Annotated in this window: 27 protein-coding genes and 1 pseudogene; 12 read left to right on the forward strand and 16 right to left on the reverse strand. The window is 63.3% G+C overall.

The features are described 5' to 3' along the window. Window positions 1-145: 145 nt before the first annotated feature. Complete coding sequence (locus RPF88_RS23745; RefSeq protein WP_013528894.1) at window positions 146-952, forward strand: exodeoxyribonuclease III; 807 nt, start codon at window positions 146-148, stop codon at window positions 950-952. A gap of 28 nt (window positions 953-980) precedes the next feature. Here the strand turns inward: RPF88_RS23745 and RPF88_RS23750 are convergent, their stop codons facing one another. From RPF88_RS23750 to RPF88_RS23770, 5 genes are all read right to left on the reverse strand, one after another. Beyond that, complete coding sequence (locus RPF88_RS23750; RefSeq protein ID WP_063169523.1) at window positions 981-1,655, reverse strand: hypothetical protein; 675 nt, start codon at window positions 1,653-1,655, stop codon at window positions 981-983. Window positions 1,656-1,922: 267 nt separating this feature from the next. Beyond that, window positions 1,923-3,005 (reverse strand): glycosyltransferase family 9 protein, encoded by a 1,083-nt coding sequence (locus tag RPF88_RS23755; RefSeq protein WP_337123304.1) that lies wholly within the window; start codon window positions 3,003-3,005, stop codon window positions 1,923-1,925. A gap of 104 nt (window positions 3,006-3,109) precedes the next feature. Next, the gene (locus tag RPF88_RS23760) at window positions 3,110-3,622 is read right to left on the reverse strand and encodes a GNAT family N-acetyltransferase (protein ID WP_337123305.1); all 513 of its coding nucleotides are present in this window, start codon (window positions 3,620-3,622) and stop codon (window positions 3,110-3,112) included. Between the two features lie 7 nt (window positions 3,623-3,629). Continuing rightward, window positions 3,630-4,085 (reverse strand): Crp/Fnr family transcriptional regulator, encoded by a 456-nt coding sequence (locus RPF88_RS23765; RefSeq protein WP_337123306.1) that lies wholly within the window; start codon window positions 4,083-4,085, stop codon window positions 3,630-3,632. A gap of 121 nt (window positions 4,086-4,206) precedes the next feature. Next, a complete protein-coding gene (locus RPF88_RS23770) occupies window positions 4,207-4,890 on the reverse strand; it encodes a response regulator transcription factor (protein ID WP_013528898.1) in 684 nt (227 codons plus the stop codon). Between the two features lie 144 nt (window positions 4,891-5,034). Between RPF88_RS23770 and RPF88_RS23775 the strand changes: the two genes are divergently transcribed. Then, window positions 5,035-5,571, forward strand: a complete 537-nt coding sequence (locus tag RPF88_RS23775; protein ID WP_174299076.1) for a L,D-transpeptidase family protein — start codon at window positions 5,035-5,037, stop codon at window positions 5,569-5,571. Window positions 5,572-5,643: 72 nt separating this feature from the next. On the opposite strand, the gene RPF88_RS23780 is transcribed toward RPF88_RS23775, so the two are convergent. Continuing rightward, the gene (locus RPF88_RS23780; RefSeq protein ID WP_013528900.1) at window positions 5,644-5,910 is read right to left on the reverse strand and encodes a hypothetical protein; all 267 of its coding nucleotides are present in this window, start codon (window positions 5,908-5,910) and stop codon (window positions 5,644-5,646) included. 130 nt (window positions 5,911-6,040) lie between these two features. Here RPF88_RS23780 and gcvA point away from each other — a divergent pair, with 130 nt between their 5' ends. Continuing rightward, complete coding sequence (gene gcvA, locus RPF88_RS23785) at window positions 6,041-6,976, forward strand: transcriptional regulator GcvA (RefSeq protein WP_337123307.1); 936 nt, start codon at window positions 6,041-6,043, stop codon at window positions 6,974-6,976. Window positions 6,977-7,071: 95 nt separating this feature from the next. Beyond that, window positions 7,072-7,377: a hypothetical protein gene (locus RPF88_RS23790; RefSeq protein ID WP_337123308.1), complete on the forward strand. Its 306-nt coding sequence runs from the start codon at window positions 7,072-7,074 to the stop codon at window positions 7,375-7,377. A 17-nt stretch (window positions 7,378-7,394) separates the two neighbouring features. Here RPF88_RS23790 and RPF88_RS23795 read toward each other — a convergent pair whose 3' ends face one another. Both RPF88_RS23795 and RPF88_RS23800 read right to left on the reverse strand, forming a co-directional pair. Continuing rightward, complete coding sequence (locus RPF88_RS23795) at window positions 7,395-7,889, reverse strand: hypothetical protein (protein WP_337123309.1); 495 nt, start codon at window positions 7,887-7,889, stop codon at window positions 7,395-7,397. Between the two features lie 468 nt (window positions 7,890-8,357). Continuing rightward, window positions 8,358-9,307, reverse strand: a pseudogene (locus tag RPF88_RS23800) (IS1595 family transposase). Between the two features lie 103 nt (window positions 9,308-9,410). Between RPF88_RS23800 and RPF88_RS23805 the strand changes: the two are divergent. After that, the gene (locus RPF88_RS23805; RefSeq protein ID WP_337123310.1) at window positions 9,411-9,650 is read left to right on the forward strand and encodes a DUF6471 domain-containing protein; all 240 of its coding nucleotides are present in this window, start codon (window positions 9,411-9,413) and stop codon (window positions 9,648-9,650) included. Continuing rightward, entirely contained in the window at window positions 9,608-10,516 is a 909-nt protein-coding gene (locus RPF88_RS23810) for a hypothetical protein (protein ID WP_337123311.1), read from the forward strand. Before RPF88_RS23805 ends, RPF88_RS23810 begins: the two co-directional genes overlap by 43 nt. A 203-nt stretch (window positions 10,517-10,719) precedes the next feature. Here RPF88_RS23810 and RPF88_RS23815 read toward each other — a convergent pair whose 3' ends face one another. Genes RPF88_RS23815 through tsaD form a run of 6 tightly spaced genes read right to left on the reverse strand, consistent with a single transcriptional unit; the run spans window position 10,720 to window position 14,736 of the window. Then, a complete protein-coding gene (locus RPF88_RS23815; RefSeq protein ID WP_337123312.1) occupies window positions 10,720-11,136 on the reverse strand; it encodes a DUF1761 domain-containing protein in 417 nt (138 codons plus the stop codon). Between the two features lie 51 nt (window positions 11,137-11,187). Continuing rightward, window positions 11,188-11,886 (reverse strand): class I SAM-dependent methyltransferase, encoded by a 699-nt coding sequence (locus RPF88_RS23820; RefSeq protein ID WP_174299057.1) that lies wholly within the window; start codon window positions 11,884-11,886, stop codon window positions 11,188-11,190. Further along, window positions 11,841-12,266, reverse strand: coding sequence for an EVE domain-containing protein (locus tag RPF88_RS23825; RefSeq protein ID WP_024503045.1), 426 nt, complete (start codon window positions 12,264-12,266; stop codon window positions 11,841-11,843). The genes RPF88_RS23820 and RPF88_RS23825 overlap by 46 nt, the downstream gene beginning before the upstream one ends. A 38-nt stretch (window positions 12,267-12,304) precedes the next feature. Beyond that, a complete protein-coding gene (locus RPF88_RS23830) occupies window positions 12,305-12,601 on the reverse strand; it encodes a YciI-like protein (RefSeq protein ID WP_024503044.1) in 297 nt (98 codons plus the stop codon). Between the two features lie 30 nt (window positions 12,602-12,631). Further along, entirely contained in the window at window positions 12,632-13,654 is a 1,023-nt protein-coding gene (locus tag RPF88_RS23835) for an NAD(P)H-dependent glycerol-3-phosphate dehydrogenase (RefSeq protein ID WP_337123313.1), read from the reverse strand. Then, the gene (gene tsaD, locus RPF88_RS23840) at window positions 13,651-14,736 is read right to left on the reverse strand and encodes a tRNA (adenosine(37)-N6)-threonylcarbamoyltransferase complex transferase subunit TsaD (RefSeq protein ID WP_198327618.1); all 1,086 of its coding nucleotides are present in this window, start codon (window positions 14,734-14,736) and stop codon (window positions 13,651-13,653) included. The genes RPF88_RS23835 and tsaD overlap by 4 nt, the downstream gene beginning before the upstream one ends. Window positions 14,737-14,837: 101 nt before the next feature. Here tsaD and hemC point away from each other — a divergent pair, with 101 nt between their 5' ends. The 6 genes from hemC to RPF88_RS23870 all read left to right on the forward strand — a co-directional run bounded on the left by hemC (window position 14,838) and on the right by RPF88_RS23870 (window position 20,924). Beyond that, complete coding sequence (gene hemC / locus RPF88_RS23845) at window positions 14,838-15,764, forward strand: hydroxymethylbilane synthase (RefSeq protein WP_337123314.1); 927 nt, start codon at window positions 14,838-14,840, stop codon at window positions 15,762-15,764. A gap of 1 nt (window position 15,765) precedes the next feature. Further along, window positions 15,766-16,482: a uroporphyrinogen-III synthase gene (locus RPF88_RS23850; protein ID WP_337123315.1), complete on the forward strand. Its 717-nt coding sequence runs from the start codon at window positions 15,766-15,768 to the stop codon at window positions 16,480-16,482. A gap of 109 nt (window positions 16,483-16,591) precedes the next feature. Continuing rightward, window positions 16,592-18,064 carry a COG4223 family protein gene (locus RPF88_RS23855; protein WP_337123316.1) on the forward strand — a complete coding sequence of 491 codons (1,473 nt, stop codon included), beginning with the start codon at window positions 16,592-16,594 and terminating at the stop codon, window positions 18,062-18,064. Between the two features lie 10 nt (window positions 18,065-18,074). Next, window positions 18,075-19,679, forward strand: a complete 1,605-nt coding sequence (locus RPF88_RS23860) for a heme biosynthesis protein HemY (RefSeq protein WP_337123317.1) — start codon at window positions 18,075-18,077, stop codon at window positions 19,677-19,679. A 36-nt stretch (window positions 19,680-19,715) separates the two neighbouring features. Beyond that, a complete protein-coding gene (locus tag RPF88_RS23865) occupies window positions 19,716-20,195 on the forward strand; it encodes a tellurite resistance TerB family protein (protein WP_013528912.1) in 480 nt (159 codons plus the stop codon). Window positions 20,196-20,210: 15 nt separating this feature from the next. Next, on the forward strand, window positions 20,211-20,924 hold the full coding sequence (locus RPF88_RS23870; RefSeq protein ID WP_013528913.1) for a glutamine amidotransferase: 714 nt from the start codon (window positions 20,211-20,213) through the stop codon (window positions 20,922-20,924). A gap of 100 nt (window positions 20,925-21,024) precedes the next feature. Here the strand turns inward: RPF88_RS23870 and RPF88_RS23875 are convergent, their stop codons facing one another. Both RPF88_RS23875 and RPF88_RS23880 read right to left on the reverse strand, forming a co-directional pair. Next, complete coding sequence (locus RPF88_RS23875) at window positions 21,025-21,333, reverse strand: NIPSNAP family protein (protein ID WP_013528914.1); 309 nt, start codon at window positions 21,331-21,333, stop codon at window positions 21,025-21,027. A gap of 51 nt (window positions 21,334-21,384) precedes the next feature. Beyond that, entirely contained in the window at window positions 21,385-22,623 is a 1,239-nt protein-coding gene (locus RPF88_RS23880; RefSeq protein WP_013528915.1) for an MFS transporter, read from the reverse strand.

Below are 22,623 nucleotides of genomic sequence, written 5' to 3' on the forward strand. Positions count from 1 at the left end.
GCACCGGGCCGCGCCTCGTCGAGCGTTGCCCGGCTTGTCTTTGCGGCTTGCGGCTGGCAATTTCCCGGACCGACTCCGTCAAAAGGCGTCTTCCCCGCCGGGACCCATCGGTTCTGGCCGGTTGCACGCTGTCCTGGATTGCCAAATGCCCTTCTCCATCGCCACCTGGAACATCAACTCCGTTCGCCTTCGCATGCCGATCGTCGAGCGCCTGCTCGTCGAGCATGCGCCCGACGTGCTGTGCCTGCAGGAAACCAAGGTTCCCGACGAACTGTTCCCCGAGAAGGCTTTCCGCAAGCTCGGCTACGAGCACATCGCCTTCCATGGCCAGAAGGGCTACCACGGCGTAGCAACCGTGGCGCGGCGGCCGATCGAATTGGTCGAAAAGCGACGCTTTTGCGAAATCGAGGACAGCCGGCACCTCTCGGTGACGGTGCGGGCCGGCGGCAAGGCGATCCTGCTGCATAATTTCTACGTCCCGGCGGGCGGCGACGAACCGGATCCCGTCATCAACAGGAAGTTCAAGCACAAGCTCGATTTCGTTGCCGAGATGAATGCCATCCGGGCAGAACATGACGAGGTGTCCGGCTCGGTGCTGGTCGGCGACCTCAACATCGCCCCGCTCGAACATGACGTCTGGTCGCACAAGCAATTGCTCAACGTGGTCAGCCACACGCCGGTCGAGACGGAAAATTTCGAGGCGATGCGTCGCGCCGGCAACTGGGTCGACCTGATGCGGCTCAACGTGCCGGATGAGCAGAAGCTCTACACCTGGTGGAGCTATCGCGCGCAGGATTGGGAGCTGTCCAATCGCGGCCGCCGCCTCGACCACGTCTGGTCGTCGCCGAACCTTGTGCCCAGCTTTTCCGGCTACGAGATCCTGCGTCTGGCGCGCGGCTGGGAGCGCCCGTCGGACCATGTGCCGGTCATCGCGCGGTTCGATCTGGACTAGTCTGGTCGAAAATGCCCGCGTGCGGCAGTCAGTCTGTAGAGTTGGGACCGGCTGGATCCACCCACGGACGGCCCAATCGTGTCACCATCGCCGCGTACCCAACGGCACCTGCCGCCCAAAGGAAGATGCCAAGCTCTTTGACGACGTCCTCGGCGATGGCGGCCGCAGAACCGGGGGTAGGAAACAGCTCTCCGAGTTGGTCGATCGATGCTGACATCGCCAGCAGGAAGCCTGCGGCCACAAAGATGATCGTGCCGTCGAATGTTTTTCGTCGCAGCCGGAAGAACCAGAACAACCCGGCGGCGGCGTAGGCAATCATCGGAACGATCTCTGGTATCCCAACAATGGGCAGCACGTCCTCATGGATCAACAACAGGTCATCGAGGCCCAGGAGGAGGGTAAGGCCGCCGAGAAACGTGCAATCCCATCGGCGCGTGAGCAGGCCAGCAAACAGGGTCGCGGCGCCGGAGCCGATCCATAGCGAAGCACCCAGGGACGAAATCCACCCCGTATAGAAACCGACTCCGGCGGCTGCGGATGGATCTCGATAAAAGATCCACGCGTCCAGACCACGAATTTGCGCGACGGATAGCGCGGCCAAGAGCATCGCAACGTTGATCGCCGCCGCCGCCACCACGACCAAACGCCAGGCTATTGTCCATTCGCCGCCATGCTTTGTATTCGGCGCGCTGTTCTCTGGCATTAGCTATTCTCATTGAGGACTGAGAGGAACTCCATTGGGATCAAAGATCAAGAAGTGCTGACCTATGCCTAATCCAGTACGATGGCTGCCAGCTCTGCCGCGCCGAGAACTCCGCCTGCATTGTGCCGGTGGTCAGCATCGAACGGTTGCAGCGCTTCGCTCCACCGAACCCATTGTACCATGGCGCCGATGTTCAGAGGAGGCCGGCCTGCAAATGCCCGACCTGAATCCCAGCACGCTTCGAAGCGCGACCAAATGAATTCGAACTCAAACGGCGCGCTTCACGTCTTCACGCATGTCGTTGCCCCAGGGCTGCTGCGCTGACAGGCCTGCGAGATCCGGCAGATGGGGATGGTCGCGGCGGCGTGTCGCCAGCATCCGTTGCGCCGCTTCGATGATTGTCGGCGCCGGGACATCGGCGACCAGGCCGGTCGGGCTGGCATGGCGGGTCGCGATCACGTCCACGCAGTTCGAAAGCGGCCTCCAACGGGCCATGTTGGCGCCGCCATTGAGGATAACCATCGGCGTCATCACCGTTGCCATGAGATGTGCGGTACCGCCTTCGGCGCCGATGTAAAGATCGGCAAACTCGCCGAGCGCCAGCAAGATGTCACCGATATCGACACCTCCGATCGCGGCGGAATCGACAAGCCGCAGCTTCGGCACGCGCTGAGCCAGCTCAGCCATATCGGGACCGTCGCCGGGGGTTTTCACATAGAGAAGGTTCGCCCCGTCGGCGATCAGGCTGTCGGCGATTGCGGCAACCTGATCCGCCGACATGCGCTTGCTGGCGCTGCCATGCGCCGCGATAATGATCAAGGGAGCATGCTTGTCGTCCGCAAGGCTCCTGGCCGCCGCTCGTGCGGCCGGGCTAGGCTCCAGCCGATGATCGAAAGGCAGCCGCTTGCCGGCAAGGCGTTCGATGAGGCGATGGTAGCGCCAGGCATTGTGCCCGGGTCGTGCTTCAGGCCTGTGACCCAGGCGCCAGGAAAGGGCGAAAGCCGGAAAGTTTGCCTCATAGGCGATGCCGCGGCCGAGCAGTGATGCCGAGGCTTGAAGCAGCCAACGCGCCGAGATGCGGAAATCGACGACGGCCAATTGCCCCTTGCCCTTGCTGTGACCGGCGATCAGGCGCGCCAGGGGCGTCCGCACATTGATCGCATCGACCAAATGGCGGGCATGGCGATTGAGGCTATGTTCAAGGGACGACGACCGGGTGGTTCCGTAGACGATGAAACTGTCGGGGAATGCCGTTCTGGCGGCGCGCAAAGCCGGAATCCGGAACAACCCGTCGCCGAACGCGTCATTCCGCGAATACAAGATGATCGTCTCGTACCGAACTGGCAGCATGCCTCGCTCTCCCCAAGGAGCCTGGTGGTGATGGCGCCTGCTGCGCCGGCCGCCTTCGAGGCTCTGTAGGATTTCACCTCTAGCCTGTCAACGAAGCTCGCCGCTCAAGTTCGCGCCGCGGAATGGCCAAGCCGTCGGCGTTTTTCCCACTCCGGCCGCAGCTGCGCCATGACCAGCTCGTCGCGATGCACACCTTTGAAGAACGCGCTGCCGCGCGCGATACCTTCGGCGGTGAAACCGACAGCTTCGTAGGCGCGGCGGGCGCGATGATTGTCCGGGAAAAGGCCGATGCAGAGCCGATAGGCGTCGGTCTCGAGGAAAACCCGATCAACCGCGGCCGCCAGCAGCATCCTGCCGTGGCCCTGTCCTGGTGCGGTGACGGCGATGCGCTTGACCAGTGTCACGCGCTCGACCGAGGCCCATTGGCGAAGGATCACGAAGCCGATCGGCTCTGAACCGTCGACGCCGACAAAATAGGCATGAGCATCATCGAGAAGGGCTTGGCGATGACGCGCCTCGTCCCAGCGCCCGACCAAGGCGTCATAACCCTCGCGGCGTTCGGTCGCCATGATGAAGGGCAAGTCATTTTCGCCAGCGCGTACGAGCTGAAAGTTCATTCGCGCCTCAGCCGGAAAAGCGTGGCGCCAGTTCCTCGATGCGGCGGATCATCGCCTGAAATTCCTCGGAGATGCGCTGGTGCAGCTTGACCGCGACCTCGGGGTATTCCTCCAGGATGCGGTGGAACATCTTGCGGCTGAGGCGCATCACTTCCGAATCGATCTCGGCCGAGGCGCTGGTCAACCGGTTGGTGTCGGCGATCAATGCCAGTTCGCTCAGGATCGTGCCGGGGTCTGCCGTGCCAATCGGGATCCGTTCACCATTCTGCTCCCGGTAGAGCACGATGCGCCCGCTGACAACGATATAGGCGGAATCGGCCTCGTCGTCCTCGCGATAAAGCTTGTGGTTGGCAATCAGCCTGGTGTTCTCGGCGCCAAAGGCGAGCAGGCGCAGTTGTTCCTGCGTGAAGCCCTCGAAGAGCCTCACGGCGGACAGAACGCGGATGTCGTCATCCAGCGCCATCTAGCTATGTCCCCGAACCGACAGTCCGACTCCTCCTCTGCGAGTTCGATCCAAACCACCCTCCAACTGGATCGTACCCGAAAGCGGCCCCGCCCGGCCGCTCATTGGATAATGAAAATGTTTAAGGAACCAGCTTGTAGCCGCCGCTTTCTGTCACAAGAATTTCCGCATTGGAAGGATCGCGCTCGATCTTCTGGCGCAGCCGGTAGACATGGGTTTCCAGCGTGTGCGTGGTGACGCCGGAATTGTAGCCCCACACCTCCTCGAGTAGCACGTCGCGCGTCACCACCTTCTGGTCGGCGCGATAGAGATATTTGATGATCGAGGCCTCCTTCTCCGTCAGCCGCACCTTGCCGCCGCGCGGGTCGAGCAGCAGTTTCTGGCTGGGCTTGAAAGTATAGGGCCCGACCGAGAAGGTGGCATCCTCGCTCTGCTCATGCTGGCGCAACTGCGCCCGAATGCGCGCCAGCAGCACGGCGAAGCGGAACGGCTTCGTCACATAGTCGTTGGCGCCGGCCTCGAGACCAAGAATCGTATCCGAATCGGTGTCGTGACCGGTCAGCATGATGATGGGCGCCTTGTAGCCGCCCTTGCGCAGGATCTTCACCGCTTCGCGGCCATCCATGTCGGGCAGCCCGACATCCATGATGAGCAGATCGATGAGGCCGCCGCGCGCTGCGGCGACACCTTTTGCCGCAGTCGATTCCTGCAGCACGTCGAATTCCTCGTAAAGGGATAATTGCTCGACCAGCGTGCCGCGCAGGTCATCATCGTCGTCGACGATCAGTATGGTGCGTGAAGTCATGGATCAATCCGTTGTTTTGAAAAGAAAATTCAGTTGACCGCTGCCTGTTTATGCGGAAGCTGACCGGCGTAACAGCCGTTCACAGTGATTTGTTCCGTGGCACGATCATACAAGAAAAAACACGATCGCAATGCAGCCGGCGCAATTTTGCGAAAAGGGCTGCGTGTGCTGACCGTGCGGGCGAGGCCTGGGCATCCAAGCCAGGGCCTGCTGCAGGCCGGGAAAACGGTGTTTGCCTGTGCGCTGGGGCGCGGTGGCATCTCGGCCCACAAGCGCGAAGGCGATGGCGCCACGCCGCTGGCCGCGATGCGGATCCTGTCGGGGTATTTCCGGGGGGATCAGTTCTCCAGCGGCCGCAGGACCCGGCTGGCGATGACGCCGATCGGGCCCGATCTGGGCTGGTGCGAAGTGCCTGACGACCGCAACTACAACAGGCCGGTCAGGATTCCCTATGGCGCCAGCCACGAACGCATGCGGCGCGACGACAGGCTCTACGATGCCTGCCTGGTGCTCGACTGGAACCTGTCGCCGCGCCGGCGCGGGCGCGGCAGCGCCATCTTCTTCCATCTGGCGCGCCCCGGCTTCACGCCGACGCAAGGCTGCGTGGCTGTCACGGCGCAAACCATGGCGCGGCTGCTGCCGCTGCTGTCGGACCGGACGGTGGTGAGGGTGGTAAGATAGTAGGGGAGTAGGGACAAGCTCGGCGCGGCCTTAGTTTTTCCTATTCCCCTATTCCCCTATTCCCCTATTCCCCTATTCCCCTATTCCCCTACGGCCAGGTCTCTGCCAGCCGATGTCGAGCAGGCCCAGCCGGCCAAGCTCCTTGTCCATTGCGCGAGCGACATCACGGCGCGCGCCGCCGATATCGCGCAGTTGGCGGTCGGAGAGATCCTCGACGTTCTGGTAGGCAGTATCGCGGCGGGGGAGGCGTATCGCGACCCGGGCGTGACGCAACCAGTCGAGGGTTTCGGCCAGCCAGTTCGGACGATGTGCGGACGAATTCAAAACGATGATGGACATGGTGTGCTCCGTTCTCCCCGAATATCAAATCCGGCTTGATGATGTTTCGATGGACAGATCATGCCAGATTGAAATCTCTGTAGGAAACGAGTAGTTTTCTCTCGATCATCAAGTTTTCTTTGAGGATAGGATGGCTCGTCTTCTGCCTGGGACTCGTGCCTTGAGGACGCTGGAGGCGGCGGCCCGGCACCTCAATTTCACCCGTGCCGCCGACGAGCTTGGGCTGACACCGGCCGCCGTCAGCCATCAGATCAAGGAAATCGAGGATCAGCTCGGGCTGGTGCTGTTCACGCGCACCAGCCGCACCATCCGGCTCACCGAGGCGGGAACGGTGCTGTTCGACGCCTCGGCGGACGCGCTCGACCTGCTTGGCCGGGCCGTTTCGCGGGCGCAAAAGCTGACGCGCGGCACCGCTCTTTTGAAGGTAACGCTCGACGCGCAGTTCGCGTCAAAATGGCTGATGCGACGCGTCGACGATTTTCGCAAGCGTCACCCCGATATCGAGTTGCGATTCGACATTGCCTATGAAGTGCGGGATTTCGAACTTGACGACATCGATGTCGGCATCCGTTTTGGCGCTGGCAAATATCCGGGCCTTCGCACCCACCGGCTGTTCGACAACATCCTCATTCCGGTGTGCAGCCCGAGCCTTTTGACGTCCGGTCCGCCGCTGCGCGAGCCGCGCGATCTTTTCAACCATACGCTTGCGCATATCGAATGGTCGCGGCAAGGCGTGACGTGGCCGAACTGGCGGATGTGGATGGCGGCGGCCGGCATCAATGATTTCGACGACAGCCGGACAGTCGTGTTCGGAAATTCCACGGATGCCGTCCAGGCAGCGCTCGACGGCAATGCCGTTGCGCTCGCCGATTTCGCCATGGTGGCGAACGACCTTTCCCAGGGCAGGCTGGTGCAGCCTTTCGAACTCGGCCTGCGCGTGGCGCCCGAGTTCGCCTACTTCCTGGTCTATCCCGAAAATACCGCCGACGATCCGCGCATCGCCGCCTTTCGCGAATGGATGCTCGAGGAAGTCGCCAAGACGCGGACCACGGATAAAGGGCAGTAGGCAGTAGGGCAGTAGGGCAGTAGGGCGGTCTTATGTAGCAAACGCACCAACATTCCCATAGCCGCTACCTAGTGGGTTCCCATAAAATCCGATGCATGGGACAGCCAATTGTCATCTACGCATTGATCGCCAAGCGGGCAGAACTGTCGGGCCAGGTTCTCGAATTGGAACGGCAGAAAGCTGCCCTGGAAGACCAGCTAAGCCACATAGACCATGCGCTGGCGATCTTCGGCTGTGCCAAGCCGCCGCGCGACATCAAGCCCAAGGTCACGGCTGTCCGCCTATTCAAACGCAACAACCGTGAAATCGCCCTTCGGATCATGGTCTCGAAGGGCTTGGATAATGGCGATGGCGCGCTAGTCGCCAAGGTAACGGATAGCGTCAAGGGCGCGAAGAAATGAGCAGGGCGAAAGAGGCCTCAGTGAAAGGCCAACGTCGCGTCGTCGCCCGCTTCTGTCTTTTCCGTAGATTCCGAACCGGGGGGTTGATGACCGGCCGGAGCGTAGGGGCGTTCCGCCAGCCAATAGCCGAAACCCTTTAGATTTACGAAGCCGGGAGCGCGCGAAAGCGTGGTGCCAAGGATATTAGGCGGGTTGGTGCCGTGAATTTCGACGCCCTCCCTAGTCAACCTATCCAAAAGCTCGCCTCGCGACATTGGATGGGGCGAATTCAACAGCACGTCCTTTACTGCCTTTACGATTTGGGTCGGCTTTGCACCGGACCTGGTGCGAGCGCCGCCACCGCCCTCGCTTGGCTCGTCGCCATCATCGTCGGCCGATTTAATTTTGGCCGCCGCCTTCGCCACGTCCTTTTCGATTTTTTCGATGCCAGCCATCTCCTTTTTAAGCTCTCTGAGCAGCTTTTCGATTTCCTTTTTTCGCCGCTGAAGTTGGGCGAACTGGTTTCCGGCCATGGAACCCTCCTGTGATTGTTATGTGTTGCATAACACATTTTACAGCGCGCGAGAACACAAAACACACAAACGAGTTTGCGTGAGCATGACAAATCTGGTAGATCGACTTGTAGCGTTTGTGTTTCGAGTATGATGACCGCTTCTCAAACGCAAACGACCCGCCTTCCGAGGGGCGGGTCGTCAGCGGTAAGTGGTAAACCCGCGCCACTGGATGGCGGCGAGCGTGCACTTGGCGTCGCACCCAAGAATCGCATGTTCTGCCGCCGTTTACAAGGGGATTTTGCCAATCGGAGGCGCGCATGCGGCGACGCGTGTACGTCCGGGCCTATCGTAGGCGGCGGTTTGGTGTGCTCGAATTTGTCAGATCACACACCCGCAGCTGGCCCGGCCAACTCTCTTTCAACTTCATGAGGGCGGCTTAGTCCTCCCAAGCGCTCCCGCTGTGGGCGAGGGATTGCCCACAGCTATTCAGCTCGCTTTCCACACGCGCGACACGGAATGATTGAGCGCGCCGCCAAGGCAGGGCGAAGGCGTTGCCGCCATTCGGCCGGCGACGGTGATCTTCAAGCCATGCGGCGTGATTGGCGTACTGGTAGAGGTAGCGGTGCGAAACATGATGGTGCTGGCCGGCAACCATCCGGCGAAGGCGGCTGAAATAGCTCTCCACCATGTTGGTAATGCTTGCCGTGCCCGTCGCTGTAGCTTTCCGAGTGGTTGATGCGGGTCGAAGCGTAGTCAGCCTCCAGCACGTCCCAATGGCTCGCCTCATCGGCAAACAGCTTGGAACCGGCCAGGATCCGAGCGCGGGCGATATCGACGCCTTCCGCTTCGCGGTTACGGACGAACGTCAGGGTGCGGCCAGCGCGCTCGCGCAGGGCGATGACAACACGGCGACGGTCTGACTGGTTCTCCTTCATGCGGCGGTCTTTGCGGTCCTCTACGCGGTTCTCAGGGCGCACAACGCCGCCGAAGTAAGCGCCGTCAATCTCGACCTCGCCTTCAAGGGTTTCGTTCTTGGTTTCAGCCGACAGGGCTTCGCGCAGCTTGTGAGCCAGCGCGAAGGCGGTCTTGTATTGAACGTCCAGATCGCGGGAGAACTGGACCGCCGACATGCCCTTAGCACCGTTGATGAACAGGCAGATCGCGGCGAGCAGATCGACAAACGCCAGCTTGCGCGAGGCGAAGATAGAACCGGACGTAACGGAGAACTGCGCACCGCAAGCTGCGCACTTGAACTTGCGACGGGTCGGAATGTCGTAGTGATCCAGGCACCCGCATTTCGGGCAAACAGGCTCGCCTTGCGTCGAAGCCCAGCGAAGGCGCTTGAACGTGTCGTAAGCCTTTTCCTCGCCGCCCTTGTAAATCTCCTTAAGGGAGAGGGTGCGGCTTTCGGCGGAAAGGAGGAAGTGCTGGGCCATTGTCATCATACCCGGCGATATTATTCACCGTATATGCGGACTTGCATCCCTAAATTCAAGGGCCTATACCATCGAATGTGATGATATTTTTCGAGGCGAGGATATGGCACGCAAGGACGACCCACAGACCGTCGAATACGAGACGAAGGCCAAGAACCTTTTGAAGTCAGAGTTGAAGCGGAAGGGTGTCACCTACGCCCAGCTCGCGGAAAAGCTGGCGGCTATGGACATTCACGAAACCGAGCGTAACTTGAACAACAAAATAAGCCGGGGGGGCTTTAGTGCTGCGTTTTTACTTCAATGTCTCAGCGCGATAGGGTCGCAGACACTGCACTTGGGCTAGTTGTTGGGCTTGCCATCGCGCTTTTGATTCTTGTCTGGACCGTTCCGGGGTTTAGTGATCCGGCCGATAGTAAGAATCGACAGCAACACGCCGAACAGACAACCGGCGGGAACGAGAAGCCAGTCGAACCGCCCGGCTTCTGGGAAACCTACACTACGCCGTCTGATACGTACGCACAGTGGGTCGCAGCGTTCTCCGCTCTCTTCAGCGTAGGCGTTAGCACTTGGGCCGTGTGGCTGGTGAGAAACACCCTCGAATTGAACCGGCAAGCTACCGCCGCCGCCGTCGAGGCCAACCAGCTTTCCCGCCAAACGTTCATTGCTGACCAAAGGGCTTGGATCGAAATAGAGGGAGTTGAGATCGTTTCTCCACTCACTTGGGACCGCGAAGGGAGACAGGGGAAGCTGTCGGTAAAATTCACCGTAAGGAACATCGGCAGGACGTTGGCCAAAGGCGTATGGATAACTGCCAAATTTGTGGCTTTCCACGACCGCCGAGATACTCTTGTGGCCGAAATGTATGCCCAAAGTAAGAATATGTCGAAGAACCTCGGGGCCAGCATTTTCCCCGGCAAATACACCACCCAAGTCCACCATCTTACAATCGAGAAATCCATTACAGACGCCATCTCGAAAAATTTCCAGCGAGACGTCTGGGAAGATGAGACACCAACGCCTCTCAGGTTGGCAATCAGCGTCCATTATTGGCTGGTCGTATCCGATGAGCGCCATCAAACCGGCGGTGTTATCGATCTTGTCAGAGCGGATATGCCGGGCAACATGGCCTACGGCCCCGGATACGGAGATACACCGGCGAACAAACTCGGGTTCCAAAAGGGGATCGACGGAGACTTCAACGCCGATTGAAGCGCAAATCGCTGCTCCTAGAAAAGCGCCAACCATCATGGCGCACCTACCCGCCCATCGGGTTTGGTGCGTTTGCTACATAAGACCGCAGTAGGGCAGTAGGGCAGTAGGCAGTAGGCAGTAGGCAGTAGGCAGCAGGGATAGCAGTCGGTGCCGTTTGCCCCCTATTCCCCTACTGCCTTACTGCCCTACTCCCTTCTTGATCAGGTTGCCGCCGCGCCGAACCAGCCGATCACGGCGCCGATGATCAGCAGCACGCCGAGCCAGTGGCCGCCGTCGATGAGGGTCAGGTCCCAGCCGAAATTCTCGTAGCGATGGTTGACCGAGAGCGTCGTGGCGACGAAACCCAGCCAGAGCACGAAGCCGAAGACAAGTCCGGCGAGCCATGTCGGCTCGCCGCCGGTCATCGCGCCGACGACCAGCGCCATTATCGTGGCCATGACCAGTTCGGCGATGAAGCTGACGACGAAGGGCAGCGGCGACTTCTTCATCGTGGCCGGATCGAGCTTGGCGGCCTTCAGCCACGCCTTGCTCAGGCTCATGTACCAGGCGGCGCCGAACAGCCACGCCACGATTGCGGCAGCGACCACCGCCAGCCAGTTCACTGCTGAAAAATCCATGAGCTCCCCCCTCTGATTTGGATATGATGGAACGCCTGTTCGGCGATCGCGTCAAGCGAACCGCCAGACGGTCGTGCGCTTGACCAGCGCATCCTCCAGCGCCCGCGTGACGGCCACTTCATAGACCGCAAGCGGCTCCAGCCCTGTCTTCGGCAGATACGACCGGCCGGGATCGCCGACAAGGATTTCGGCGCCGCGCGCCTTCAGCGTTGCGAACCATGGCACCAGCCGGTCAGCGAAAGATTTGTCATAGAAAACATCACCGGCCAGGACCACGTCCCAACCTGCATCGGTGCCGATGCAATCCGTGCCGAGGAATTCGGTCCCGATACCGTTGATCTCGCTGTTGAGCCGGATCGCGGTGGCGCAGAACGGGTCGATGTCGGAGGCGATCACCTTGGCGGCACCGGCCTTGGCAGCGGCGATGGCGACAAGGCCGGAGCCGGAAGCGAAGTCGAGCACGTGCTTGCCACGCACCGTGCCGGAATTGTCCAGGACATAGCGGGCAAGGCCCTGGCCGCCGGCCCAGGCGAAAGCCCAGAAGGGCGGCGGCAGGCCGATTTCGACCAGCTCTTCCTCGGTCCGCTGCCACAGGTCATGCGCTTCGTCGGCAAGATGAAGCAGGATCTCCGGCACGTGCGGCGGCGCCATCAGCGCCGTGTTGTCGAGAATGAACTGTTTGGCACTGTTGGGCGTGAGCGCCGTCACGGAGCCGGCGTCAAGCCGCCCATGCGGCAGACTTCCTTCCATTCGGCCGGCGTCACCGGCTGCACGGAAAGCCGTCCGAGCCGCACCAGCGCCATGTCGGCAAGCCTGGGATTGGCCTTCACCTGTTCCAGCGTCGGCGGGTTCGGCACGTCCTGCACGGCGCGGATGTCGACGCATTCCCAGCGCGGATCGTCCGAGGTGGTGTCGGGATGGGCAAGCGCGCAGACTTCAGCGATGCCGACCACGTTCAGCCCCTCGTTGGAATGATAGAAGAAGCCGAGATCGCCGATCTGCATCGCCTTCATGTTGTTGCGCGCGGCGTAGTTGCGCACGCCGTCCCATTGCGTGCCGGCCTTGCCCTTGGCCTTCAGCATCTCGAAGGAGAACTTGAATGGCTCGGATTTGAACAGCCAGTAGTTCATGTCTTTCTCCTCCTTGGAATCGCGCGGGCGACCGGGATTTAACTAGCCGCCGGCTTGTTGAACGTCCAGTTCCACGGGCGGATTTCGACGCTTTCGAAGAGCCCGGCCTTGGCGTAGGGGTCGGCCGCCGACAGAGCCTGCGCACCTGCCAGGTCGGGTGCTTCGACGACCACAAGGCTGCCATTCGGCTTGCCTTCGGTGTCAAGGAACGGACCGGCGAATGCCAGCTTCTTGTCGCCGTTCAACCCCTCGAGAAAGGCAACATGCTCGGGCCGCGTGTCGAGGCGCACCTGCAGGCTTCCGGGCTTATCCTTGCAAATCACAGCAAACAGCATTTTTTCTCCTGATCGTTCAAAGTCGTGGGATCAATCGTTGGTTTCGGTCTTCAGCGGCCGGGTCATCAACGCCGTCACGGCCTGCCGGACGGTGATGGTGCCATCCAGTATGGCGGCGACGGCGGCAATGATCGGCGCGTCGATGTTGCGCTCGGTGGCAATGCGGGCTGCGATCGCCGCCGTCGGCACGCCTTCTGCCAGCGGCAATCCGGCAAGTGGCTTGCCTTGCCCGAGCGCCAACCCATAGGCGAAATTGCGCGACTGGGTGGACGAGCAGGTCAGCAGCAGGTCGCCAAGGCCGGAAAGCCCCATCAGCGTTTCGGGCCTGGCGCCGAAGGCAGCGCCGATGCGGCGCAATTCGACAAAGCCGCGCGTCACCATGGCGGCCTGGGCGCTGGCGCCGAGACCCGCCCCAGTGACGGCACCTGCGGCAATGGCAAAGACGTTCTTCAAGGCGCCGCCGATCTCGACGCCGATCAGGTCGTCATTCGAATAGCAGCGCAGGTTTTCGGCGGAAAAGCGGGCGGCGAGATCGGCGGCCAACGCCTCGTCGCGGGCGGCGACCACAACGGCCGTCGGCAGGCCGCGGGCGACGTCGTTGGCGAAGCTCGGGCCCGACAAAACGGCAACCGGATTGAGCGGCAGGATTTCTTCGACAATCGCCGATAGCAACGCGCCAGTCTCGCTTTCGATGCCCTTGGCGCACAGAACCAGCGGGATACCGGCCAGCATATGGTCCTTCGCGGCCGCCAGCGTCGCCCGCAGCGACTGCGCCGGCGTCACCGCCAGCACGCAATCGGCACCGTCGAGCGTGGCCTGGATGTTGCTCGTCGCCACGATGCCGGGCTGGAGCGTAATGCCCGGCAGGTAGCGTGGATTTTCGCCGCGGTCGATCGCGGCGACGGTCTCCGGATCGCGCGCGTAAAGGCGGACGAAATGGCCGGCGCGCAGCATGGCCAAGGCCAAGGCAGTGCCCCAGGCGCCGCCGCCGAGCACGGCAACGCGCCAGCCGCTTGGCGCGGTGACGTTGCCGCTCATTGCCACCTCGTTCATGCCTTGGCTCCGCGCCGGCCGGAGCCGACCATCGGCGCCGAGATGCTGTCCAGCGGCCAGCGCGAGCGCGGCACGAAATCGAAGCCGTTCTCTTGCGCCATGCCCTCGCGCAGCCGCTCGATGCCGGCCCAGGCGATCATCGCCGCATTGTCGGTGCAAAGTTTCAGTGGCGGCGCAATGAAGGTGAAGCCGGTCTCGGCGCAGAGCCGCTCCAGCATGGTCTTGATCGTGCGGTTGGCGGCGACACCGCCGGCAACGACGAGGGCTGGGTTCCTGGTGCCGGGAAATGTCTCGCGAAAGCGCGTCAGCGCGCGAGAAACACGGTCGGCCAGAGCATCGGCTACGGCCCCCTGGAACGAGGCGCAGATGTCGGCGACGTCCTGGTCGCTCAGCGGCGCAATGGCGCTCGCCGCCTGGCGCACGGCGGTCTTGAGGCCGGAGAAGGAGAAGTCGGGCTGGGCCGAGCCCTTCATCGGACGCGGAAAGGCAAAGCGCGAGGCGTTGCCGGCCTGTGCCGCCTTTTCGACATTCGGTCCGCCGGGATAGGGCAGGCCGAGCATCTTGGCCGTCTTGTCGAAGGCTTCGCCGAGCGCGTCGTCGATGGTCGTTGCCCAGCGCTGGTAATCGCCGACACCCCGCACGGCGACGATTTGCGTATGGCCGCCGGAGACCAGCAGCAAGAGATAGGGAAAGTCGAGCCCGTCGGTCAGCCTTGCGGTCAGCGCATGGCCTTCGAGGTGATTGATGGCGATCAGCGGCTTGTTCGCCGCCGCGGCGATTGCCTTGGCGGTCATCAGTCCGACGATCAGCCCGCCGACCAGGCCGGGGCCGGCGGTGGCGGCAATCGCGTCGATATCGGCTAGTGCCGTGCCCGAATCGGCAAGCGCCGCCTCGATGATGCCGTCCAGCGCCTCGACATGGGCGCGCGCGGCGATTTCCGGCACGACACCGCCGAAAGCGGCATGCTCCTCGATCTGGCTGAGCACGATGTTGGACAGGATTTTTGGCGCGGCGTCGCCGTCGATGGCCACCACGCTGGCGGCGGTCTCGTCACAACTCGTCTCAATGCCCAGCACGCGGATCAATTCGTCGCTGTCCCTAAAGATTGTATCATGGGGCTTTCCCCGTTAGGAGAACCCCGGAAAAGCCTCGCTTGCCGGGGGGTTATCACGGACTGCGCGCCATGCAAACAATCTTGAGAATCGGAACACGCGGCAGCCCGCTGGCGCTGGCGCAGGCGCATGAAACGCAGGCGCGGCTGATGGCCGCGCATGGCATGCCGGCGGAGGCGTTCGAGGTGGTCGTCATCTCGACCAGCGGCGACCGCATTCAGGACCGGCCGCTGTCGGAAGCCGGCGGCAAGGGCCTGTTCACCAAGGAGATCGAGGAGGCGCTGCTGGCCGGCCGGATCGACATCGCCGTGCATTCGTCGAAAGACATGCCGACGCAACTGCCCGACGGCCTCGAACTGTCGGCCTTCCTGCCGCGCGAGGACGCACGCGACGCCTTTGTCGGCAAGGTGGCGAAGACGATCGCCGAACTGCCGCGCGGGGCGAAAGTCGGCTCGTCGTCGCTGCGGCGGCAAGCGCTGATCCGCCGGATGCGGCCGGATCTCGACGTGGTGATGTTCCGCGGCAATGTGCAGACGCGGCTGCGCAAGCTCGACGAAGGCGTCGCCGCCGGCACGATCCTGGCCTATGCCGGGCTGAAGCGGCTTGGGCTCGAGCATGTCGTCACCGACCTGATACCGCTCGATGTCTTCCCGCCGGCGCCGGGGCAAGGCGCGATCGGCATCGAAACTCGTATCGGCGACCGCGATGTCGAAAAGATGCTGGCGGCCGTTCATGATGTGCCGACCGGCCAGGCGTTGGCCTGCGAGCGTGCCTTCCTGGCGGCGCTCGATGGCTCCTGCCGCACGCCGATCGCCGGCTATGCCGCGATCGAGGCCGGAAAGCTGTCTTTTGCCGGGCTGATCATCTCGCCCGACGGCACGCAGTCGCACACGGTCGAGCTGCAGGGATCGGCGCAAGACGCCGCCCGCATCGGCGGCGAAGCGGCCCGGAGCGTGCGCGCCAGGGCCGGCGAAAAGTTCTTCGACGGCTGGCTCTGAAATGCTTCGCGTCCTGGTGACCAGGCCGGAACCGGGTGCTTCGCGCACAGCGCATCGGCTGGAGGAGGCAGGTTTCCAGCCGGTTCTTTTGCCCCTGACCGAAACAAAGGCGTTGCCCGCCGCTGCCGGACTGATCCCGGACGATGCCGTCGCGGTGGCCGTCACAAGCGCCAATGCCATGCGCCATGCGCCGGAAGAAATCATCGCGACGCTCGCCCGCTTGCCTTGTCATGCGGTCGGCAAAAGGACGGCGCAGGCGGCGCGTGAAGCAGGGTTCTTATCGGTCAGTGAAGGCCCCGGCGATGCGGAGGCGCTGGCCGACGTTCTCGCTGCCGATTTTTCTGGAAAGACGATTGTCTACCTCTGTGGGCGCGTGCGGTTTCCGGCGTTCGAACAGAGGCTCGGGACGGTGGGCGTTCGGGTCCACGCCGTCGAGACCTATGACACGCTGACAGTGGGTTATCCGGACGAAGTCACCCTCGAACGCCTGTCCGGGCAACCTGCCGACGCGGTATTGCTCTATTCAGCCAAGGCGGCGGCGGCGATGCAAATCCTGGCAAGACGGCCCGCTCTGCGCGGTCTCTTCGAAAAAACATGGGTTTTTGCGCTTTCCACGCGGATCGCCGCAGCCTTCGACGATGCCGCCAGCGAAAGGATCCGCATTGCCGCGCAACCTGACGAGGAGGCATTGCTGGCGCTTTTGCAGGCGCCGCGCTGAGCCGCGTCATCACACCGCCCCTTTTCACCGCTTGGTGATGTGCTAGACCCTTTCTGAACCATCATGCGCCGCCAGGCGTTGAGACGAAGCGAATGTGCGGAGCCCAGGCATGGTCAAGACGCCGAAGATGCGACACTCGAAAAGCCGCCGCGAGCCGGTGACCATCGATCTCGAGCCGGGCGCCGTCTCACGCATCGCCGACGAGGACGCCGCCACGCAGGAGGCGCAGACAGACGAGGCGAAGGCCGAGGAAGCAGCGAACGCTTCGCAGCCCGAGGTTCCCGAAGAGCCGGTTCATGCCGACCAGACCGATCTCGAGCCGTGGGAACATGCCGATGGCGCCGCAGGTGCGGAAGGGCAAGCGCCGGCGGATGGCGGAGCCAAAGCCGCCGAGCCAGAGCTGCCTTATCCCGGTTCGGATGCGCCGCCCAACCGCGCCAAAACCTTCGACTACAGTTTCGACGACGCGTCGGCAGCGCAGACCGACGGCAACAAGGCAAAAGCCGAGACACGGGACGAGAAAATGGCGCCAGCCCCTGAAAAGCGTGGCGGCCTCAACGGCATCGCCGCCGGCATCATCGGCGGCGTCATCGCGCTGGTCGGCGCCGGCGGGCTGCAATTTGCCGGCCTGCTCGGCGCGCCGGGCTCCGGTGCCGGCGTCTCGCTCGATGGCGTCAATGGCGACATCGCCTCGCTGAAGACCGAAATCGCCGGCTTGAAGGACGCCGGCGGCAATGGCGATGCAGCGGCGAAGATGGTCGGGCTGTCCTCGGGCCTGGAGCAGGTCAAGGCCGATGTCGCGGCGCTGAAATCGGCTGTCGAGAAAGGTGGAGCAGGCGACGCGGCCGGCGTCACCGCACTGGGCGACAAGGTCGCGCAGATCGAGACGGCGGTCGCCGCCCTCGGCAAGGCGGGCAGCGCGGCGCCGGTCGATCTTGGTCCGCTCACCGAAAAACTGGCAGGCCTCGACGCGCAGGTGAAGTCGGCCGGCGAGGCGGCTACCGCGCAGGATGGCCGGCTGAAAGCGCTGGAGCAGTCTGTGTCGCAGCTGTCCGGCAAGGTCGAGGCGGCGGCGGGACAGCCGAAGATCGCGCTTGCCATCGCGGCGTCGGCCTTGAAGGCGGCGCTTGAGCGTGGCGGGCCGTTTTCGGCCGAACTCGAAACCCTCGCCGCGATTTCGCCTGATGCGCCGCAGCTTGCGGCACTGCGCCCCTATGCCGAAAAGGGCGTTCCAACCCGCGCCGAGATCGCATCGCAGGCTGATGCCGCCGCCAATGCCATGGTCACGGCGGCAACGCCTGTCGATGAGAATGCCGGCTTCGTTCAGAGCCTTCTGTCGAGCGCGCAATCGCTGGTCAAGGTCAGGCCGATCGGCGCCGTCGAAGGCGCCGGCGCACCGGAAACCGTCGCGCGCATGGAGGCGGCGGTCAACCAGGGCGACTACGCCAAGGCACTCAGCGAGTATGAAACGCTGCCCGAGGCCGCCAAGGCCGCGGGCGCCGACTTTGCCGGCAAGCTGAAGGCGCGCATCGAGGTCGAAACCCAGGTCGATGCGCTGATCTCGGGCGCGATGAAGGCATGAGGGCAACACAATGATCCGCCTGCTCGCCTTCCTCATCGTCGTTTTCGCGCTCGGGCTGGGCTTTGCCTGGCTGGCCGACCGGCCGGGCGACATGGTCGTCACTTTCAACGGCTATCAATACCAGGTCAGCCTGATGGTGGCGGCGGTGGCTGTCGTTGCCGTGGTCGCTGCGGTGATGATCCTGTGGTGGCTGCTCAAGGCGCTGTGGAACAGCCCTTACACCATCTCGCGCTATTTCCGTGTCCGCCGCCGCGATCGTGGCTATCAGGCGCTGTCGACCGGCATGATTGCCGCCGGCGCCGGTGATGGCGCACTGGCCCGCAAGAAGACCAAGGAAGCCGCCAAGCTGATCCGTTCCGACCAGGAGCCGCTGATCCACCTGCTCGAAGCGCAGGCGTCGCTGCTCGAAGGCGATCATGAAGGCGCGCGGCAGAAATTCGAGAGCATGCTCGACGATCCCGAAATGCGGCTGCTGGGTTTGCGCGGGCTTTATCTGGAAGCCGAACGGCTCGGCGACCGCAACGCCGCCAGGCATTATGCCGGCCGCGCCGCCGCTGTGGCGCCGCAACTGGCCTGGGCGGCGGAATCGACGCTGGAAGAGCTGACCGCGCGCGGCGACTGGGACGGCGCCCTGAAACTCGTCGACGCGCAGAAAGCGACACGGCAGATCGAACGCGATGCCGCCAACCGCCGCCGCGCCGTGCTGCTGACCGCCAAGGCGCAGGCGCTTGCCGACAGCGATCCCGCCGCCGCCAGGACGGCGGCGATCGAAGCCAACAAGCTCAGGCCCGATTTCGCGCCTGCCGCCGTGGCCGCCGCGGCCGCACTGTTCAAGCAGAACGATGTGCGCAAGGGCTCGAAGATCCTCGAGGCGGCGTGGAAGGCCGAGCCGCATCCGGAGATCGCCGAGCTCTATACCCATGCAAGGCCGGGCGACGCGGTGCTCGACCGCCTCAACCGGGCGAAGAAGCTGCAGGAGATGAAGAAGAACCACGCCGAATCGTCGATGACGGTGGCGCGCGCCGCGCTCGACGCGCAGGATTTCGCGACCGCCCGCCGCGAGGCCGAGGCGGCGATCCGGATGGACCGTCGCGAGGGCGCCTATCTGCTGCTCGCCGACATCGAGGAGGCCGAGACCGGCGATCAGGGCAAAGTTCGGCAGCTGCTGTCCAGGGCGGTGCGGGCGCCGCGCGATCCGGCCTGGGTCGCAGACGGCGTGGTATCGGAACGCTGGGCTCCGGTATCGCCGATCACCGGCCGGCTCGACGCCTTCGAGTGGCGCGCGCCGATGGAGCGGCTTGGCCAGTTGATCGACAGCCATGATGACGCGCCAGCGGGTGTGGCACCGGTTATTGAAGCATTGGCAAAGCCGACGAGCGAAAAAAGGCCGATCGAAGTGATCGACGACGCCGGTGGCGAGACGTCGGCGGGCAAGCAAGCTGAAAGTCGCGAAGAAGATCATGTCAGGCCGATCACGGCAGCGGCATTCGCCGCGGTGCCGAGCGATGCAGAAGGCGTCGAGCCGGCCGAGGAGCTTGCGCGGCTGCCGGACGATCCCGGCGTCGATCCGGACGAGGAAGCGGAGAAATCGCCGCGCCGGTTTCGGTTGTTTTGAGTTGGGCAGGCCGTCAGGCCGTTGGGGTATGGATCTATGTTTGAACGCGTTCTGTCGTTTCTCAGGGATTTGCCGGCCGGTGCCGGCACGCATGCCAGCACGGACGATCCGCGTGTCGCCGCCTCGGCGCTGCTCTACCATGTGATGAACGCCGATGGCGTGCGCCAGGATGTCGAGTGGGAGCGGTTCAAGGCGGTGCTGGCCGAGAGCTACTCGATCAGCGGCGCCGAACTCGAAGCGTTGGCCGCTGCCGGCGAGCGGGCCGACAATGAGGCGATCGATCTCTATGCCTTCACCAGCGTCCTGAAGCGCCATCTCGATGCCGATGCGCGCAAGGCCTTCATCGGCCTGATGTGGGAAATCGTCTATGCCGACGGCGAGTTGCACGAGCTCGAGGACAACACCGTCTGGCGCGTCGCCGAGCTGATCGGCGTCGAACGCCACGATCGCGTCGAGGCGCGCCGCAAGGCGGCGGCGCACGCGCCCGGCGCCACCGGAACATCGAGCGACGAATAGGATCTTCGCCTTCCCATGCCACGCCAGACGAGTTCGAAGCCAAAGATCCTGATCGTGCTGCATCAGGAGAGTTCGAGCCCGGGACGTGTCGGCCATATGCTGCTGGAAGAAGGTTTCGATCTCGACATCCGCCGGCCGCCGCTTGGCGACGCCTTGCCCGAAACACTGGACGACCACGCCGGCACGGTGGTGTTCGGCGGCCCGATGAGCGCCAATGACGACGACGAGTTCGTTCGTCGCGAGACCAACTGGCTGGAAATACCGCTGAGGGAGAACCGGCCATGTCTCGGCATCTGTCTCGGCGCGCAGATGCTGGTCAACTGTCTCGGCGGCAAGGTCGAGGGTCATGGTGAAGGGCTGGTCGAGGTTGGCTGGTATCCCCTGAAGGCGACCGAAGCCGGCAAGCAACTCATGCACTGGCCGGAGATGGTCTACCAGTTCCACCGCGAGGGTTTTTCGCTGCCCAGGGACGCGACGCTGCTGGCGACGGCCGAAACCTATCCCAACCAGGCCTTCCGCTACGGCGACAATGCCTGGGGCATCCAGTTCCATGGCGAACTGACCAGGGTGATGATGCAGCGCTGGGTGGTGCGCGGCGCGCATCGCTTCGAATTGCCCGGTGCCCAGCCCGGCCGCGATCATCTCGGTGGCCGGCTGATCTGGGACATGCATCTCAAGCGCTGGCTGGACGAGTTTTTGCGGATGATCTTCGGCAAGCCGAGCAGATAGCTAAACCGTCGTCTGAACGGATTTCAGGCGACCCGCTTTAGGTCTTTGTCTTCATGCATGTCGTTCTCCCAAAACCGGGGCCACTTTTGGGCGACATGCATTAAGGTTCGAGCACCGGCCGCAGGAAGCTGCGCTCGTAGCTGAGAATGCTGCGATTGCGTTTTTCCATTTCGAACACGTCCTGGCATTCCGGGTCGGCAGCCATCCGTTTGCGATAGTCCTCGTAGTCGGCAAGGCTCGGGAAGCTGAACATGGCATAGGCGATGTTGCTCGCCCCCTCGCTCGGAAGGAAATAGCCGTGATGGTTTCCGCCGAGGCGGTTGACCAGAGCTATCCAGCGGCGACCATAATCTTCGAACTCGGTAAGCTTGTAGGGGTCGATGACGTATTTCAGGTAGCAAGTGATCATGAGAGCTCCTGTGGCATGGGCTAGGCATGTCGGCTGTCAACCGTGGGAAGATCAGTTGCGCCCGTTGAGGTGGCGCACCTTGCGCAGTTGCGGGAACAGCACCACCCACAGGCCCGCGACGGCGATGGCGCCGATGCCGCCGATCACCACGGCCGGCACCGTGCCGATCAGCGCGGCCATCGTGCCGGCGCGGAATTCGCCGACCTCGTTGGAGGCGCCGACAAAGACCTGGTTGACGGCGTTGACGCGGCCGCGCACCTCGTCGGGCGTCCACAGCTGGATCAGCGTCTCCCTGATGTAGACGCTGAACATATCGGTGGCGCCAAGGAAGACCAATGCCACGATCGACAGCCAGGTGATGGTCGACAGGCCGAAAACCACGGTGAAGGCGCCGAACGAGGCTGCGGCGGCCAGCATGATCATGCCCGCGTGGTTGCGAAGTGGATGCCCGGCCAGCCAGATGGCGACGCAAATGGCGCCGATGCTGGGCGCCGAGCGCAGCAGGCCGAGGCCCCACGGGCCGAGCTGGAGGATGTCGCGCGCATAGACCGGCAGCAGCGCCGAGGCGCCGGACAGGAGCACGGCGAACAGATCGAGCGAGATGGCGCCGAGCACGATCTTCTCGCTCCAGATATAGCTGAACCCGCCGAGCAGGTGCTGCATCGTCGGCTTGTCCGACTCGGTGCGCTGCGACGGCTTCGGGATGGTGAAGATCAGCAGCCCGGACACAAGCATCAGGACAGCGGCGGTTCCGTAGGCCGCTTCCGGCGACACGCCGTAGAGCAGGCCGCCGGCGACGGGTCCGACGATGGTCGCCGTCTGCCAGGCCGATGAATTCCAGGCGATGGCGTTGGCGAAATCCTGAGGCGGCACCAGATTGGCGAACAATGAGGCGGAGGCCGGACCGAAGAAGGCGCGGGCGACGCCGAACATGGCAAGCACGCAGAAGATCGGCAGCGGCCCGCTGATGCCGCGCAGCGCCAGGAACAGCAGCGCCAGCGCGCACATCGCCTCCACCACGACCGCCAGCGCCATGATCAGGCGGCGGCCGAAGCGGTCGGCGACGACGCCGGTGACCAGCACCAGAAGCAGCGACGGCAGGAATTGGACGATGCCGACCAGGCCGAGATCGAGCGGGTCGCGGGTCAAATCGTACATCTGCCAGCCGACCGCGACGGACACGATCATGGTGGCGAATGTGGTGAGGAAACGCGCCGCCCAATAACTCAGGAAGGAGCGGTGGCGGAACGCGGCATAGCGCTGGTCCGGTGATATCTGTTCGGCGGTCAT

It is taken from the genome of Mesorhizobium sp. ISC11 (genome assembly GCF_037162595.1).
Taxonomy (GTDB): Bacteria; Pseudomonadota; Alphaproteobacteria; order Rhizobiales; family Rhizobiaceae; genus Mesorhizobium; species Mesorhizobium ciceri.

Coding starts and splice junctions, on each gene's coding strand:
- RPF88_RS23745 (WP_013528894.1), top strand. CDS start 146: ATGCCCTTCTCCATCGCCACCTGGAACATCAACTCCGTTCGCCTTCGC.
- RPF88_RS23750 (WP_063169523.1), bottom strand. CDS start 1,655: ATGCCAGAGAACAGCGCGCCGAATACAAAGCATGGCGGCGAATGGACA.
- RPF88_RS23755 (WP_337123304.1), bottom strand. CDS start 3,005: ATGCTGCCAGTTCGGTACGAGACGATCATCTTGTATTCGCGGAATGAC.
- RPF88_RS23760 (WP_337123305.1), bottom strand. CDS start 3,622: ATGAACTTTCAGCTCGTACGCGCTGGCGAAAATGACTTGCCCTTCATC.
- RPF88_RS23765 (WP_337123306.1), bottom strand. CDS start 4,085: ATGGCGCTGGATGACGACATCCGCGTTCTGTCCGCCGTGAGGCTCTTC.
- RPF88_RS23770 (WP_013528898.1), bottom strand. CDS start 4,890: ATGACTTCACGCACCATACTGATCGTCGACGACGATGATGACCTGCGC.
- RPF88_RS23780 (WP_013528900.1), bottom strand. CDS start 5,910: ATGTCCATCATCGTTTTGAATTCGTCCGCACATCGTCCGAACTGGCTG.
- gcvA (WP_337123307.1), top strand. CDS start 6,041: ATGGCTCGTCTTCTGCCTGGGACTCGTGCCTTGAGGACGCTGGAGGCG.
- RPF88_RS23790 (WP_337123308.1), top strand. CDS start 7,072: ATGGGACAGCCAATTGTCATCTACGCATTGATCGCCAAGCGGGCAGAA.
- RPF88_RS23795 (WP_337123309.1), bottom strand. CDS start 7,889: ATGGCCGGAAACCAGTTCGCCCAACTTCAGCGGCGAAAAAAGGAAATC.
- RPF88_RS23805 (WP_337123310.1), top strand. CDS start 9,411: ATGGCACGCAAGGACGACCCACAGACCGTCGAATACGAGACGAAGGCC.
- RPF88_RS23810 (WP_337123311.1), top strand. CDS start 9,608: ATGTCTCAGCGCGATAGGGTCGCAGACACTGCACTTGGGCTAGTTGTT.
- RPF88_RS23815 (WP_337123312.1), bottom strand. CDS start 11,136: ATGGATTTTTCAGCAGTGAACTGGCTGGCGGTGGTCGCTGCCGCAATC.
- RPF88_RS23820 (WP_174299057.1), bottom strand. CDS start 11,886: ATGGAAGGAAGTCTGCCGCATGGGCGGCTTGACGCCGGCTCCGTGACG.
- RPF88_RS23825 (WP_024503045.1), bottom strand. CDS start 12,266: ATGAACTACTGGCTGTTCAAATCCGAGCCATTCAAGTTCTCCTTCGAG.
- RPF88_RS23830 (WP_024503044.1), bottom strand. CDS start 12,601: ATGCTGTTTGCTGTGATTTGCAAGGATAAGCCCGGAAGCCTGCAGGTG.
- RPF88_RS23835 (WP_337123313.1), bottom strand. CDS start 13,654: ATGAACGAGGTGGCAATGAGCGGCAACGTCACCGCGCCAAGCGGCTGG.
- hemC (WP_337123314.1), top strand. CDS start 14,838: ATGCAAACAATCTTGAGAATCGGAACACGCGGCAGCCCGCTGGCGCTG.
- RPF88_RS23850 (WP_337123315.1), top strand. CDS start 15,766: ATGCTTCGCGTCCTGGTGACCAGGCCGGAACCGGGTGCTTCGCGCACA.
- RPF88_RS23855 (WP_337123316.1), top strand. CDS start 16,592: ATGGTCAAGACGCCGAAGATGCGACACTCGAAAAGCCGCCGCGAGCCG.
- RPF88_RS23860 (WP_337123317.1), top strand. CDS start 18,075: ATGATCCGCCTGCTCGCCTTCCTCATCGTCGTTTTCGCGCTCGGGCTG.
- RPF88_RS23865 (WP_013528912.1), top strand. CDS start 19,716: ATGTTTGAACGCGTTCTGTCGTTTCTCAGGGATTTGCCGGCCGGTGCC.
- RPF88_RS23870 (WP_013528913.1), top strand. CDS start 20,211: ATGCCACGCCAGACGAGTTCGAAGCCAAAGATCCTGATCGTGCTGCAT.
- RPF88_RS23875 (WP_013528914.1), bottom strand. CDS start 21,333: ATGATCACTTGCTACCTGAAATACGTCATCGACCCCTACAAGCTTACC.
- RPF88_RS23880 (WP_013528915.1), bottom strand. CDS start 22,623: ATGACCGCCGAACAGATATCACCGGACCAGCGCTATGCCGCGTTCCGC.